At 64.8% G+C, this 14,156-nt stretch carries 13 protein-coding genes and 1 tRNA gene; 4 read left to right on the top strand and 10 right to left on the bottom strand.

The window, feature by feature from the left end:
• Positions 1-90: 90 nt before the first annotated feature.
• The 3 genes from ABIC09_RS29405 to proB all read right to left on the bottom strand — a co-directional run bounded on the left by ABIC09_RS29405 (position 91) and on the right by proB (position 3,392).
• Positions 91-735, bottom strand: coding sequence for a nicotinate-nucleotide adenylyltransferase (locus tag ABIC09_RS29405; protein ID WP_148755146.1), 645 nt, complete (start codon positions 733-735; stop codon positions 91-93).
• A 23-nt stretch (positions 736-758) separates the two neighbouring features.
• A complete protein-coding gene (locus ABIC09_RS29400; RefSeq protein ID WP_148755147.1) occupies positions 759-2,054 on the bottom strand; it encodes a glutamate-5-semialdehyde dehydrogenase in 1,296 nt (431 codons plus the stop codon).
• Positions 2,055-2,270: 216 nt separating this feature from the next.
• Positions 2,271-3,392, bottom strand: a complete 1,122-nt coding sequence (gene proB, locus ABIC09_RS29395) for a glutamate 5-kinase (RefSeq protein ID WP_354031107.1) — start codon at positions 3,390-3,392, stop codon at positions 2,271-2,273.
• A gap of 199 nt (positions 3,393-3,591) precedes the next feature.
• Between proB and ABIC09_RS29390 the strand changes: the two genes are divergently transcribed.
• Positions 3,592-4,557 carry a Bug family tripartite tricarboxylate transporter substrate binding protein gene (locus ABIC09_RS29390; protein ID WP_354111449.1) on the top strand — a complete coding sequence of 322 codons (966 nt, stop codon included), beginning with the start codon at positions 3,592-3,594 and terminating at the stop codon, positions 4,555-4,557.
• Between the two features lie 136 nt (positions 4,558-4,693).
• Here the strand turns inward: ABIC09_RS29390 and ABIC09_RS29385 are convergent, their stop codons facing one another.
• The gene (locus ABIC09_RS29385; RefSeq protein WP_354111448.1) at positions 4,694-6,328 is read right to left on the bottom strand and encodes an alkaline phosphatase family protein; all 1,635 of its coding nucleotides are present in this window, start codon (positions 6,326-6,328) and stop codon (positions 4,694-4,696) included.
• Between the two features lie 71 nt (positions 6,329-6,399).
• A complete protein-coding gene (gene obgE, locus ABIC09_RS29380; protein ID WP_354111447.1) occupies positions 6,400-7,440 on the bottom strand; it encodes a GTPase ObgE in 1,041 nt (346 codons plus the stop codon).
• 244 nt (positions 7,441-7,684) lie between these two features.
• Between obgE and ABIC09_RS29375 the strand changes: the two genes are divergently transcribed.
• A complete protein-coding gene (locus tag ABIC09_RS29375) occupies positions 7,685-8,599 on the top strand; it encodes a DMT family transporter (RefSeq protein ID WP_354031104.1) in 915 nt (304 codons plus the stop codon).
• Positions 8,600-8,631: 32 nt separating this feature from the next.
• Here the strand turns inward: ABIC09_RS29375 and ABIC09_RS29370 are convergent, their stop codons facing one another.
• The 3 genes from ABIC09_RS29370 to rplU all read right to left on the bottom strand — a co-directional run bounded on the left by ABIC09_RS29370 (position 8,632) and on the right by rplU (position 10,142).
• Entirely contained in the window at positions 8,632-9,225 is a 594-nt protein-coding gene (locus ABIC09_RS29370; protein WP_354031103.1) for a GNAT family N-acetyltransferase, read from the bottom strand.
• A gap of 159 nt (positions 9,226-9,384) precedes the next feature.
• Entirely contained in the window at positions 9,385-9,654 is a 270-nt protein-coding gene (rpmA, locus tag ABIC09_RS29365) for a 50S ribosomal protein L27 (protein ID WP_128962840.1), read from the bottom strand.
• Positions 9,655-9,752: 98 nt separating this feature from the next.
• Positions 9,753-10,142 (bottom strand): 50S ribosomal protein L21, encoded by a 390-nt coding sequence (gene rplU, locus ABIC09_RS29360; RefSeq protein ID WP_148755153.1) that lies wholly within the window; start codon positions 10,140-10,142, stop codon positions 9,753-9,755.
• A gap of 331 nt (positions 10,143-10,473) precedes the next feature.
• Here rplU and ABIC09_RS29355 point away from each other — a divergent pair, with 331 nt between their 5' ends.
• Complete coding sequence (locus tag ABIC09_RS29355) at positions 10,474-11,634, top strand: ROK family protein (protein WP_354111446.1); 1,161 nt, start codon at positions 10,474-10,476, stop codon at positions 11,632-11,634.
• A 430-nt stretch (positions 11,635-12,064) separates the two neighbouring features.
• On the opposite strand, the gene ABIC09_RS29350 is transcribed toward ABIC09_RS29355, so the two are convergent.
• Positions 12,065-12,928 carry an alpha/beta fold hydrolase gene (locus tag ABIC09_RS29350; protein WP_354111445.1) on the bottom strand — a complete coding sequence of 288 codons (864 nt, stop codon included), beginning with the start codon at positions 12,926-12,928 and terminating at the stop codon, positions 12,065-12,067.
• 202 nt (positions 12,929-13,130) lie between these two features.
• Between ABIC09_RS29350 and ABIC09_RS29345 the strand changes: the two genes are divergently transcribed.
• Positions 13,131-13,220, top strand: a tRNA-Ser gene (locus ABIC09_RS29345).
• A 2-nt stretch (positions 13,221-13,222) separates the two neighbouring features.
• Here the strand turns inward: ABIC09_RS29345 and ABIC09_RS29340 are convergent.
• The gene (locus ABIC09_RS29340) at positions 13,223-14,122 is read right to left on the bottom strand and encodes a LysR family transcriptional regulator (protein ID WP_148755156.1); all 900 of its coding nucleotides are present in this window, start codon (positions 14,120-14,122) and stop codon (positions 13,223-13,225) included.
• Between the last annotated feature and the right edge of the window lie 34 nt (positions 14,123-14,156).

Below are 14,156 nucleotides of genomic sequence, written 5' to 3'. Positions count from 1 at the left end.
GGCCGAATCCGCCCCTCACGGGTTACACTACATCATGTGGGGTTAAGGGTTTCAATATGCCAGAGAGCCCTCAATCCCGCACACTCTGTCTCACTTCGTACCTTTCCAGCTCCCGTCCGGGTTCCGTAAGCCCGTCGAGGAGAGGTTGAGCTTCAATCCGGTCAGGAAGACCCAGGCTGGCGCCGGCTGGTCCGCAAGTAATGCTGCCTTAGTCTCGGGCAGGCGATAGCGCGCGAGCGCCTGGGCCGCGGGCGAGGCAAGGGCACGAAAACTCTGCGGCGGGCGATCGATGACCGCCATCGGCACCTGATCGGCGATGCGCCGCCAGTGCTGCCAACGATGGAATTGAGCGAGGTTATCGGCGCCCATAATCCAGACAAAGCGCAAGCCACTGAGACGGCGGCGCAAGGTGTTGATCGTGTCGATAGTATAGCGGGTGCGAATGACGGATTCGAGACAGCTGACCTCGATCCTGGAATCGTTGGCGACATCGCGCGCCGCCTGCATGCGCGCGCCGAGCTCATGCAGATTGCCGTTCTCCTTCAGCGGATTCCCCGGCGTCACCAGCCACCACACGCGGTCGAGCTGAAGGCGCTTCAGCGCGAACTGGCTGATCGCGCGGTGGGCCTGGTGCGGCGGATTGAACGAGCCGCCGAGCAGGCCGATGCGCATGCCTTCGGTGTAGGGCGGTATGGCCTGCGCGAAGAAACGTGGCGCGACGAAATTGTTATTCAATGCCCCACGCCTCGCGCCATGCCTTACGGCCGCGTCTGCCCTGTGCCGTGAACGCGATACTTGAAGCTGGTCAACTGCTCGGCACCAACAGGACCACGGGCATGGAAGCGGCCGGTGGCGATGCCGATCTCGGCACCGAAGCCGAACTCGCCGCCATCGGCGAACTGCGTCGAGGCGTTGTGCAGCACGATTGCGGAATCGACCTCGCTGAGGAATTTCTTCGCAGCCAAATCATTCTCGCTCACGATTGCATCGGTGTGATGCGAGCCGTGATCCTGGATGTGCGCGATTGCGCCGTCGACGCCGTCGACCACCTTGGCTGCGATGATCGCGTCGAGATATTCGGTGTCCCAATCGTCTTCGCTGGCAGGTTTTACGCGCGCGTCGGTCTTCTGCACGGCGTCGTCGCCGCGCACCTCGCAGCCGGCCTCGAGCAGCATCTCGACCAGCGGCTTCAGGCTCTTCGCAGCCGCGGCGCGATCGACCAGCAGCGTTTCGGCGGCGCCGCAGACGCCGGTGCGGCGCATCTTGGCATTGAGGACGATCGACTTCGCCATGGTGAGATCGGCGCTGCCATCGATGTAAACGTGATTGACGCCTTCAAGATGCGCGAACACCGGCACGCGCGCTTCCTGCTCGACGCGCGCGACGAGGCTCTTGCCGCCGCGCGGCACAATGACGTCGACGGCGCCGTTGAGGCCCGACAGCATCATGCCGACCGCCGCGCGGTCGCGCGTCGGCACCAGCGTGATCGCAGCTTCGGGCAGGCCCGCTTCACGCAGGCCCTGCACCAGGCATTCATGGATGGCACGGCAGGAGCGGAAACTGTCGGAGCCGCCACGCAGGATCACGGCATTGCCGGACTTGAGGCACAGGACGCCCGCGTCCGCGGCAACGTTCGGCCGGCTCTCGAAAATCACGCCGACGACACCGAGCGGCACGCGCACGCGCTCGATGGTCATGCCGTTCGGCCGCTGCCAGCTCTCGGTGACGATGCCGACGGGATCGGCGATACCGCGCACGACCGCGATGCCTTCGGCCATGCCTTCGACACGCGCCGGCGTCAGCGTCAGGCGGTCGATGAAGGAGGAGGTGGCGTTGCCGGAGGCGCGCGCCTCGGCGACGTCCTCGGCATTGGCGGCGAGAATCGCTGCAGCATTGCTGCGGATCGCCCGCTCCATGGCCTCCAGCGCCCGGTTCTTCTGCTCCGGCGGCGCCAGCGCCAGCACGCGCGCGGCGGCGCGGGCTTTGGCTGCGAGATCGGACATCAGCGCCTGAAGATCGGCATTGCCGTCAACGGCTTTGAGGGGGGCGGCCATCGGGAATTCAACCTTCTGCTAAGGCAGTGTCCTAGCACGGAAATCCCGCTTTTGCGAAGGGTCGGGCGGGTATGGCAGGGCTTCGGTCGGTGGGTTCGGGCTCGGCCACTGGCCCAGCCCGACGTCATGGCCGGGCCTGACGCGGCCATCCACGTCTTTGCTGGCCCCGAAAGAACGTGGATGCCCGGGACAAGCCCGGGCATGACGGCAAGGCCCTTATCCCCCCACCACCAGATCGTCGCGGTGGATCATCTCTGACCGCCCGCTGCTGCCGAGGATGGTCATCACGTCCGGCGACGAGCGGCCCTTGATCCGCTCGGCGACCTCGGCGTCATAGGCGATCAGGCCGCGGCCGACCTCGCTGGCGTCGGGGCCGCGGACGATCACGGCGTCGCCGCGGGCGAACTGGCCCTCGACCTTGATCACGCCGGCCGGCAGCAGGCTGGCGCCGGCGCGCAGCGCCGTCACCGCACCGGCGTCGATGGTCAGCGTGCCCTTCGGCTCCAGCGTGCCCGCGATCCAGCGTTTTCGCGAGGTGATGGGATTGGCAGGCGTCAGGAACCAGGTGCAGCGGCCGCCATTGGCGATCGACTGCAGCGGATGCTCGATCTTGCCGGACGCAATCAGCATGTGCGTGCCGCCGGTGGTGGCGATCTTGGCCGCCTCGACCTTGGTGCGCATGCCGCCGCGCGACAGCTCGGACTCGGCATCTCCGGCCACCGCCTCGATCTCGGAGGAGATGCTGTCGACGACAGGAATGAGCTTGGCGTTGGGATTGTTCTTCGGCGGGGCGTCGTAGAGCCCGTCGATGTCGGACAGCAGCACCAGCAGATCGGCGCTCGCCATGGTGGCGACGCGCGCGGCGAGGCGGTCATTGTCGCCGTAGCGGATCTCGTTGGTCGCGACAGTGTCGTTCTCGTTGATGACGGGGATCGCGCGCCATTCCAGAAGCTTGCCGATGGTGGAGCGGGCGTTGAGATAACGGCGGCGCTCTTCGGTATCCTGCAGCGTCACCAGAATCTGTCCGGCGCCAATGCCATGCGCGCCAAGCACCTCCGACCAGATTCGCGCCAGCGCGATCTGGCCGACGGCGGCGGCAGCCTGGCTCTCCTCCAGCTTCAGCGGCCCGCGCGGCAGTTTGAGCCGGCTGCGGCCGAGTGCGATCGAGCCCGAGGACACCACGAGGACGTCGCGCCCCTCCTGGTGCAGCTTGGCCATGTCGTCGGCGAGTGCGGCGAGCCACGATGCCCGCACCTCGCCCCGGTCGGAATCGACCAGCAGTGCGGAGCCGACCTTGACGACGATGCGGCGGAATTGACTGAGCTCGGGGCTGGCCATGTCTGTAGGTGCTGGCGCGTGTGACGAATTGCTCTGGAAACGGCGGCGCGGAGAACGGCGCCGGTTGAGGCCTGCTTTTGCAGCAGGACGATGGCCGGCGCAAGGCGGGCGGGATCGTAAACGGCGAAGGTCGGCCTTGTCTTGCCGGCCAGCCCGGTTCTAATGCCGCCAACCAATAGCGGGCTGGACGAGGAAACCAATGGATCGCCGCAAATTCATGGCCGGATGTCTCGGGTTGCCGCTGCTGTCGCAGGTGGTTGGGGCAAAAGCGCAGGCCGGGCTGAGCAAGGTCATCTTCCCGTTCGCGGCGGGGGCGGGCGGCGACACGCTGTGTCGGCTGATCGCGCAGGAGATCGCGCCGGTGCTGCAACGGACCATCGTGGTCGAGAACCGTACCGGCGGTGACGGTCTGATCGGTATCAAGGCGGTGAAAGGTGCAAGCCCCGACGGCAGCATGGTGCTGGTGACGACGGGGCCGACCATGTATCTGCTGCCGATGGTGGAGACGGCACCGAGCTTCGACACGGCGAAGGATTTCATGCCGGTGTCCCTGCTTGCGCGGTTCGAGTTCGCCGTCGTGATCGGTCCGGGGATCGATGCCTCGGATTTCAAGGGATTCGTCGCGTGGCTGAAGGCACATCCCGACAAGACGTCGTTCGGGGTGCCGAGCAACGGCACCATTCCGCATTTCATGGGCTCCAAGCTCGAGAAGGATCTCGGCATTCCGCTGACGCGCGTGCCGTATCGTGGCAGCGCGCCGATCCTCAACGACATCATCGGCGGCCACATTTCGTTTGGAATCACCACGCTAGCGGATGCGCTGCCGCAGCATCGCGCCAAGGGCGTGAAGATCCTTGCGGTCTCGAGCGCGGAGCGGTCGCCGTTCGCGCCCGACGTTCCGACGCTGAAGGAGAGCGGCATCGATCTCGTTGCGGATGCCTGGTACGGCATGTGGCTCCCCGCCGGCAGTCCGCCGGAGTTTGCAAGCAAGCTCGGCGCGGCCGCAAGCGCAGCGCTTGCCAAGCCCGAGGTGAGGGAGAAACTGACGGCGATCGGCCTGATCCCGGTCGGCAGCACCGCGGATGGACTGACCCGGGAGCTCGCAGCGAACACGGCGTTCTGGCAGCCGATCGTGAAGGCGACGGGGTACAAGATCGAGAATTAGGCTCGGCTCGTGCCAAACACTCCGTCGTCATGCCCGGGCTTGTCCCGGGCATCCACGTCTTGCGTCAGGCTCGGCTACGCGTGGATGGCCGGGTCAAGCCCGGCCATGACGAGTTGAGAGAGCTTTGCTCCCTCACTTATAACTTCGCGCGCTGTGCGATGCCGTCCTTGATCGACGCAAGCTCGGCCTCATCCCAGACGCCGATCAGAATCCCGCCCTTCACCTGGAGCTGGCTGTCGGCATAGTTCGCGATCTTCTCGCGCGGCGTGGTGATGTGGTCGTTGGGATGCAGCGCCCAGTCGAACAGCTCGGCCTGCAACCGCGCGATGACGCCGGCACACTCCGGATCGTCGCCGCGATCCAAGAACTCGTCCGGATCGGTTTCGAGGTCGTACAGCATCGGGCGGAAGCCGGAGGCGTGGATGTATTTCCAGCGGCCGTCGAACACCATGAACAGCCGGCAGCGCTCGATCGGCTGGTTCAGCTTCAGCCGCACATCCTGCATGGCGTAGTCATATTCGGAGAACGCCACCTTGCGCCAGTCGCCCGGTGTCGGGCCGCGCAGCAGCGGCAGCAGCGAACGTCCTTCGAGGATGTGTCCTGGCACCTTGCCGCCGAAATAATCGACGAAGGTCGGCGCGAGATCGATGCCCTCCACCAGCGCATCGCAGCGTGTGCCGCGCGTGGCGTCGGCCTCCTTCGATGGGTCGATGATGATCAGCGGGATCTTTGCCGATTGCTCGTGGAACAGATCCTTCTCGCCCATCCAGTGATCGCCGAGATAATCGCCGTGATCGGAGGTGAACACGATCATGGTTGTTTCCGTGAGGCCGCGTTCCTCCAGGAACTTCATCAGCACGCCCATCTGGTCGTCGATCTGGGTGATCAGGCCCATATAGGTCGGGATCACCTTCTCGCGGGCATCGTCGCGCGCCATGTTGCGGGAATAGCGCATGTCCATATAGGCGCCGAACACCGGATGCGGATTTTGCCGCTCGCGCTCGGAGCGGATCGCCGGGATCATGTCATCGGTCGAATACATGCTCGCATAGGGCTCTGGCGCGATGTAGGGCCAGTGCGGCTTGATGTAGGACAGATGCAGGCACCACGGCCGGCCGTCGGTCTCGGCCTCGCCGATGAAGTCCATCGCGCGGCGCGTCATGTAGGGCGTCTCGGAATGCTCGTCCGGCACGCGCGCGGCCTTGTCGGCGTGCACCAGCAGCCAGCCGTTCTGCAACGAGCCGTCTTCGGCTGCGCCTGAATTGGCCCAATGCTCCCACGGGTTGGTGGCTTCAAAACCCTGGCTGCGCAGATACGCGTCGTATTTCGGGCGTGGCCGGCCCGTCGGGTGCAGGCCGTCGTCACGCTCATAAGGCTCGAAGCCGCACTCGGCGACGTGCACGCCGATCATCGATTCCGGCGGGATGCCGAGCGCCTTCATGCCTTCGAGGTCGGGTGCCATGTGAGTCTTGCCGACCAGCACGTTGCGCACGCCGATTTTCTTGAGGTGATCGCCGAGCGTGGGCTCACCGACGCGCAGCGGCCAGCCGTTCCAGTGCGAGCCGTGCGAGCGCATGTAGCGGCCGGTGTAGAACGACATTCGCGACGGGCCGCAGATCGGCGACTGCACATAGGCTTTGCTGAACAACACGCCACGCTTGGCCAAGGCGTCGATGTTCGGCGTTTTCAGCGCGGGGTGGCCGGTGCAGCCGAGATAATCATAGCGAAGCTGGTCGCACATGATCCAGAGAACGTTTTTTGCGCGCGGCATGCGTCAGCCCCGGTCGTTTCTTGATTGTTCGATGCTGCGCTATCGCGCTAGCGAAGACAAGCGGGCGGCCCTTACGCCGACCACGGCTCCGCTTCGGCCGCGCTCTTCGCCTTGGCCGACACCGGGGCCTCGCCGATCACATCGACGAGTGCGCGGAGCGCTTCCTTGACACCGTCGCCGGTGATCCCTGAGAGCAGCAGCGGCGTCTTCTTGGCGGCGCGCTTCAGCCGTTCCTTCTGCTTCTTCAGCTCGTCCGGCTCGACCGCGTCGATCTTGTTCAGCGCGACGATCTCGATCTTGTCGGTGAGCAGCCCGCCATAGGCGTCGAGCTCCTTGCGCACCGTCTTGTAGGCCTTGCCGGCATGCTCGCAGGTGGCGTCGATCAGATGCAGCAGCACGCGGCAGCGCTCGACGTGGCCGAGGAAGCGGTCGCCGAGGCCGGTGCCTTCGTGCGCGCCTTCGATCAGGCCGGGAATGTCGGCGAGCACGAATTCGCGGCCGTCGGCGTTCACGACGCCAAGCTGCGGATGCAGCGTGGTGAAGGGATAGTCGGCGATCTTCGGCTTGGCTGCGCTGACCTTGGAGAGGAAGGTCGACTTGCCGGCATTGGGCATGCCGACCAGACCGGCATCGGCGATCAGCTTCAGCCGCAGCCAGATCCAGCGCTCTTCGCCGGGCTGGCCGGGATTGGCGTTGCGCGGCGCGCGGTTGGTCGAGGACTTGAAATGCGCGTTGCCGAAGCCGCCATTGCCGCCCTCGGCGAGCACGAATTTCTCGCCGAGATTGGTGAAGTCGTGGATCAGCGTCTCGCGATCTTCGTCGAAGATCTGCGTGCCCATGGGAACCCTGAGCACGATCGCCTTGCCGTTGGCGCCGTGGCGGTCCGAGCCTGCGCCGTTCTCGCCCTTCTGGGCCTTGAAATGCTGCTGGTAGCGGTAATCGATCAGCGTGTTGAGGCCGTCGGCGACTTCGAGGACGACACTGCCGCCGCGGCCGCCATTGCCGCCGGACGGGCCACCGAATTCGATGAACTTCTCGCGGCGGAACGCCACGCAGCCGTTGCCGCCGTCACCGGAGCGGATATAGACCTTTGCTTCGTCGAGGAATTTCATGGGCCATAGGTAGGCCAGCCGGTCCCGCGCGGCAACCCGGAGTTACCCGCAAATCGGCCGAATTTCGGCGATTTTCGCCCCGTGCTTAACCAACCGGCCGGCGGCGGATCAGGGAGTGCGACAATCCGTTCAATTTGAGGTGGCGGGCTTGTCCCCGTCGCCCACGCCATTAAAACAGCCCCAAGCGACACCACGTGCCGATTCCTGATGCTCTCTCCCCCGAGTTCTCGAAGCAAACTCGTCAATGCCCTTCTTCAAGAATCTCTCCGCCTATGACGACCGCTCGGCGCGGCTGGCCGGCATCGCCCTCATGGTGCTGTCGATCTTCATGTTCTCGTTCGGCGACGCCATGGGCAAGTTCCTGGTCGGGACGTATTCGGTGGGGCAGCTGCTGTTCCTGCGCGCCTGCGCGGCGCTGCTGCTGCTGTCGCCGCTGATCTGGCGGCAGCGTCATCAGTTCCTGCAGCTGGAGCGGCCGCGCCTGCAGCTGTTTCGCGTGGTGCTGTCGACGCTGGAGGTCGCGGCGTTCTTCCTCGCCACCGTCTATCTGCCGCTCGCCGACGTCATCACCTATTATCTTGCCGGCCCCATCTTCGTCACCGCGATGTCGGCGATCTTTCTGGGCGAGAAGGTCGGCTGGCGGCGCTGGACCGCGATCCTGATCGGCTTTTGCGGCGTGCTGATTGCGCTGCGGCCGTCGGCGCAGACCGTGAGCCTGCCCGCGCTGATCGCGCTCGGCGGCAGCCTGTCGTTTGCAACCCTGATGCTGATCACCCGCAGCCTGCGCAAGACGCCCGACATCGTGATGGCGTCCTCGCAGTTCATCGGGACATTTTCGCTGGGCGCGGTGCTGTCGGCCTTCCACTGGGTGCCGCCGACGCCGGGCAGCCTCGTGTTCTTCGCGCTGGCCGGATGCATATCGGTCACCGCACTGTTCTGCGTCAACCGCTCGCTGAAGCTCGCGCCGGCGAGCGTGGTGGTGCCCTACCAATATTCGATGATCGTCTGGGCGGTGATCTTCGGCTTCGTCGTGTTCGGCGACGTCCCGTCAGTCGCCACCATCGTCGGCGCCGCGATCATCATCGGCGCTGGCTTCTACATCTATCTGCGTGAGCGCGATCTCGGCCGCGCCGGCGGAGATGTTACTCCGCCGGCGTAGTCCCTTACCCTCCAGGGGAGGGTAAGCGCGCCCTACCTCATCCGCCGCGCGCTGCTCCAGCTTTTCAGCGACGACCACACCCCGCGCGAGAGGCGGAAGCAGTCGACCGGCGTGGAGGAGCCCAACGCCAGGAAACGATGCAATTGCACGCCGCTCCACTGGAAGCCGCACTTCTCCAGCACGTTGCGCGAGGCCGGGTTGGTGACGCGCGCACCCGAATAGAGCTGATCGTCCTCGAACTCCTCGAAGAAGAAGTCGATGGCGCCGCGCGCGGCCTCGGTGGCAAAGCCCCGGCCCCAATGCTCGACGCCGAGCCAGTAGCCGAGCTCGGCATTGTCGGGCGTGGAGCGGTCGATACCGACCATGCCGACCGGCGTGGTGTCGTACTCGATCAGGAACACGGTCTCGCTGCCGAGTGCGGCGGTGGCGCGGACGAATGCGACGGCGTCGTCCTGCGAATAGGGATGCGGGAGGCGGCGGGTGTTTTCCGCGACGCGGCGGTCGTTGGCGAGGCGGGCGATGGTCCTGACGTCGGCGAGTGTCGGCCGCCGCAAGGTCAGCCGTTCGGTGGCGACGACACCAGGTCTCGCCTCCCGCAAGGTCACGCTCGAGAAATCCTGCAACATGTCCGGCTCCGTCAAAGTCACTAAGTGGAAAGTGAGCTCGTCAAACGAAAAGGGGGAGGCCGGTTTCCCTGCCTCCCCCCGGAGCCTTCGATCTCTATGATCTCTGGAACTCCGCCGGTTCGGTCAAGGACCCGGCGGACTCCAAATGAGATCCACCGTCTATTCAGCAGCCTCTGCGAGCGGGAGTACCGCTACGAAGGTGCGGCCGTTGGCTTTGGCCTGGAATTCAACGCGACCCTCGATCTTGGCGAACAGGGTGTGGTCCGTGCCCATGCCGACATTAAGGCCTGGATGCCAGGTGGTGCCGCGCTGACGCGCGATGATGTTGCCGGGAATCACGTGCTCCCCGCCGAACACCTTGACGCCGAGGCGCTTACCCTTTGAATCGCGACCGTTGCGCGATGAACCGCCTGCTTTTTTGTGAGCCATGGCTCGTCTCCGAAATCCTGCGTATGTCTAGGTCAATTCCTTGACGGAATCATTTCAAAATCTCTCGCGCATCAATTCGTGAATTGGCGTGATCGATTTTATGCGGCGTCGGCTTCCTTGTCGGCTTCCTTCGCCACCTTTTCCCGCTTCGGACGCGGGCCCTTGGTGGGCTTGGCGCCGTCCGTCAGGATCTCGGAGATGCGGAGAACCGTGATCTCGTCGCGATAGCCACGCTTGCGGCGCGAATTCTTGCGGCGGCGCTTCTTGAACGCGATGACCTTCGGCCCGCGCTTGTGGTCGAGCACCTCGACGGCCACGGTCGCACCGGCCACCGTGGGCAGACCCAGCACCGGCGTGTCGCCGCCGACCATAAGAACTTCGCTCAGCTGCACGATCGTGCCGACTTCGCCTTCGATCTTGCCTACTTCCAGGACATCATCCGGAACGACGCGGTACTGCCGGCCGCCGGTTTTGATGACTGCGAACATCGTTGTTTTCCTTCGTGTTCAATCCCGGCCTCGCGACATCTTGTCGGGGCCGGCTTTTTGTCAGTCGCTATGGGTTTATGCGCGTTTTGTGCGGGCGGGAGTTATCCCTTTGAAAACCCACGCAAAAACAGGCGGCGCGAGAAACGCCCCGCGCCGGTTGTGGGACTTATAGCCGCCATCCCAAGAGAGTCAAGGAAAAGCAGGTGAAAAGGCCCAGGATTGGAAGGATTTGGGGGCCTTCCGCCTCCCGTCCGAATCTGCCGCCGGCCCTGCAACCAACGGGTTCCCGCGCCGTTGTCTCCGCGAATTCGGACACGGGCAAGGGCTTTCCATGGCAACGGACGAATTGGTCGCGACCACGGGCATCGCGCAGCACGGCGCGGTCCGGCTGCCGTCGGTCGATATCGACAGCCTCAACGTCGAACTGAAGGACGAGGACGGCTTCCTCGGCGACCGCGCCAGCAAGGGCGCGTTCCGGGAGATGCTCGACCGCTGGCGCAAGCCGCTGCGCAAATCCGGCGAAGATCCCTTCGGCGACGAGCCCTCGGACCAGATCAGCAAGAAGACCCTGGATGCGATCCTGGTCGGCGACGACACCGAGGCGTCTGCGATCGTGCACAGCGCGATCGAGGAATTCGCCCAGGAGCTCGCCTATGTCACGCGGCGCTTCCTCAAGACCAAGGCCTGGGCCAGGACCGAGCGCATCGTGGTCGGCGGCGGTTTTCGCGACTCCCGGCTCGGCGAGCTCGCGATCGCGCGCACGGAAATCATCCTGAAATCCGAGGATTTCAAGATCGACGTGATGCCGATCCGCGCTCATCCCGACGAGGCCGGCATGATCGGCGCGCTGCATCTGGCGCCATCCTGGATTCTCGAGGCGCATGACAGCATCCTCGCGGTCGATATCGGCGGCACCAACATCCGCTGCGGCCTGGTGGAGACCGGCTGGAAGAAGGCCAGGGACCTGTCGAAGGCCAAGGTCGCGAAGTCCGAGCTGTGGCGTCACGCCGACGACGAGCCGACGCGCGAAGGCGCGGTGAAGCGACTCGCGAAAATGCTGAAAGGGCTGATCACCGATGCCGAGACAGACGGCTTCAAGCTCGCGCCCTTCATCGGCATCGCCTGTCCCGGCGTGATCAACCCGGACGGCTCGATCGAGAAGGGCGCGCAGAACCTGCCGGGCAATTGGGAGAGCAGCAAGTTCAACCTGCCGGCGAGCTTGATCGAAGCCATTCCGCAGATCGGCGAGCACGACACCGCGATCCTGATGCACAATGACGGCGTGGTTCAGGGTCTCTCGGAGGTGCCGTTCATGCAGGATGTCGATCGCTGGGGCGTGCTCACCATCGGCACCGGCCTTGGCAACGCGCGCTTTACCAACCGCCACAAGGACGGCGGCAACGGCAAGGACAAGGACCGGGATACTACCGAGAACGGCAAGAAAAAGGCCAAGCAAAACAACAAGAACGACCAGAAGGCCGACAAGGAGTAACCTTGACTGGTTAGGTTAAGGGACGGATTGCGTTGCGGCGGAGCATCTGCACGCTAGGGTCGAATCGTCGCCTCACGCAGGCCTGCGAAGCCGCCCTTCCTGGCCAGCATTTCGATGAGCGGCACGGGACCGCCAGTGTTTACCGCGTCTGGCGGTCCCACCCGTTCTCTAAGAGCATGATCGGATCGGACCGGACTCGCGGCCGAACGATTTCCCAGTGGCCATCCTTCGAGACGCCCGCCGTTGGCGGGCCCTCAGGATGAGGACCAGGTGTGAGGCAGCAGTTTCAACGGGCACCGATGCCGCTTAGCCTCATCCTGAGGAGACCGCGAAGCGGTCGTCTCGAAGGACGAGGCGCGCACTCAGCTCGTACAAAATGCCGTATGCGATCGCCCGTTCGACCAGCCCCCGCTTCAGCTGCCCCTGCCCTTCAACTCCACCCGATCCGCTGAAAGAACCCCGCGATTTCCGCCGCCGCGCGATCCGGGTCCTCGCGATGCGGAAAGTGTCCGACGCCCGGAAACATCGCCAGATCGAGCTCGGCAAACGTCTCTCCCAGCCGGTCGGTCCATTCATAGGGAAACAGCGGATCGTGCTCGGCCCAGCGCACGCAGGTCGGAACGTCGATCGGCGGCAGCTGCGGGGCTTCGCCCTTCATCATCGCGATGCGGCCGGCATGCGACGCCCGATAATGCGCAAAGCCGCCGGCGAGATTGCCGTCCTTGAAAAAATTGTCGCCGAAATCATCGAGCACGTCGTCGAACGCGTCCTTGCGATGGGCCCAACCTTTAAGGAAGTGCGCGATATAGAGCCGGCAGCTCTCGCGGCTCGCGCCGACGAGCCGAGGTGCCATCTCCATCTGGTGGAAAGATTGATACCAGATGTGGTTGAGCCTATCGGGCGCGGCCATCCGCGGCCCGATGCCGGGATAGACGAAATCGAACAGGAACAGCCCGGCCAGCCGCTGCGGCGCCTGGCGGCCGAGCTGCTGCATCACCGCGCCGCCGACATCATGGCCGACCACGCCGAATCGCGCGATGCCGAGCCCGTCCATCAGCGCCTGCATGTCGGCCGCATGGCCGTCCGGCCCGTAAGGGCTATCAGGCTTGTCGCTGTCGCCGAAGCCGCGCAGATCGGGCACGATCAGCATGAAACGGTCCGAAAGCCTTGAGATCACCGGCTCCCAGGTCAGCCAGAATTCCGGCCAACCATGCAGCAAAAGCAGCGGTTTGCCCGTCCCGGCGCGAACCAGATGGAATTTGGCGCCATTGGCGGAGATCGTCAGGTGCTCCATGGCAGTTCCTCCCGGGACAACAGCGTTTTCAAGCGAAGTGGACGCCGGTTCGCGGTCCAAGAAAACGCGTCAAGCAAGAATTGAGCTGGTGCGGAGCTGAAAGAGGCAGCGGATTTTCCCCTTTCGCGCCTTGTCTGGCCCGCCATCCTCGCCTATTAACGCCCTCAACCACAGGGGCCCTGCTCCTACCATGGCGCCTTCAGGAGAGGTGGCAGAGTGGTTGAATGCACCGCACTCGAAATGCGGCATAGGTGCAAGCCTATCGGGGGTTCGAATCCCTCCCTCTCCGCCAATTCAAGAAACCCGCCCCGCTAGCACCGTCCGTACCGTCGCCACGAACGCCTGCGCCGCCGGCGACAGCGATCGGCCTTGCCGCTGCAGCAGCGACACCGGTCGCGTGATGGCCGGCCGCACCAGAGGCCTTGCGATCAGGGTCGGAAACTGATCGGCCGGCAGCATCGTGGCGGGAAGAATGGCAAGTCCCAGCCCCTGAGCCGTCATGGCGAGCGCGGTGTTGATCAGCGCGACTTCATGGGTGGGCGTGAGCCGCTTGCCCTGCGCGCTCAGCGCCAGATCGATTTGCATGCGGATGCGCGTCTCGCGCCGCATCGCGATTGTCGGCCGCTCGGCCAACTCGTCCCATGTCAGCGACGGCTGCGCGGCGAAGTCGGCTGTGCGCCGGCCGATCGCACTCAGCCTGCCGCGGGTCAGGGTCTCGATCGTCATCTCAGGCAATTCACCTTCCACGCTGCCGATCGCGAATTCCGCGTCCGTCGACATCATGCGTGGAACGAGATCGTCGGCCGCCATGTCGCGCATGTCGATCTCGATGTCAGGAAAGCCTGCGCGGAATTTTGCCAGCACCGGCGGCAGCAGCGCCGAGGCCGCGCCGGCCGACGCCAGAAACGCAACGCGGCCGGCGCGCGCCTGCGCGAGGTCGCGCATGCGTCGTGACAGGCCGAGCGCATCGCTCAGCATCCGTTCGGCGGATTGATAGGCCTCGTCGGCCGCCGGCGTCGGCTGCACGGAGCGCGTGGAGCGGTCAAACAACCTGACGCCGAGCTGGACCTCGAGCTGCTGGATCAGGAGGCTTGCGGCGGATTGCGTGATTCCCAGCTCGCGCGCCGCCCGCGTGATGCTGCGCGTACGATACACGCCGGTAAAGGCCCGCAGCTGCCGCAGGGTGACGTTCATAGGCAAAGCTCATGAATTGATGAGTTCTTTCCGG

Origin of the sequence: Bradyrhizobium sp. S3.12.5, assembly GCF_040548225.1 — a bacterium.
GTDB classification, from domain to species: Bacteria; Pseudomonadota; Alphaproteobacteria; order Rhizobiales; family Xanthobacteraceae; genus Bradyrhizobium; species Bradyrhizobium cytisi.
Note: the sequence above shows the minus strand (reverse complement) of the source record. Positions and strands in the feature narration are given on the sequence as shown.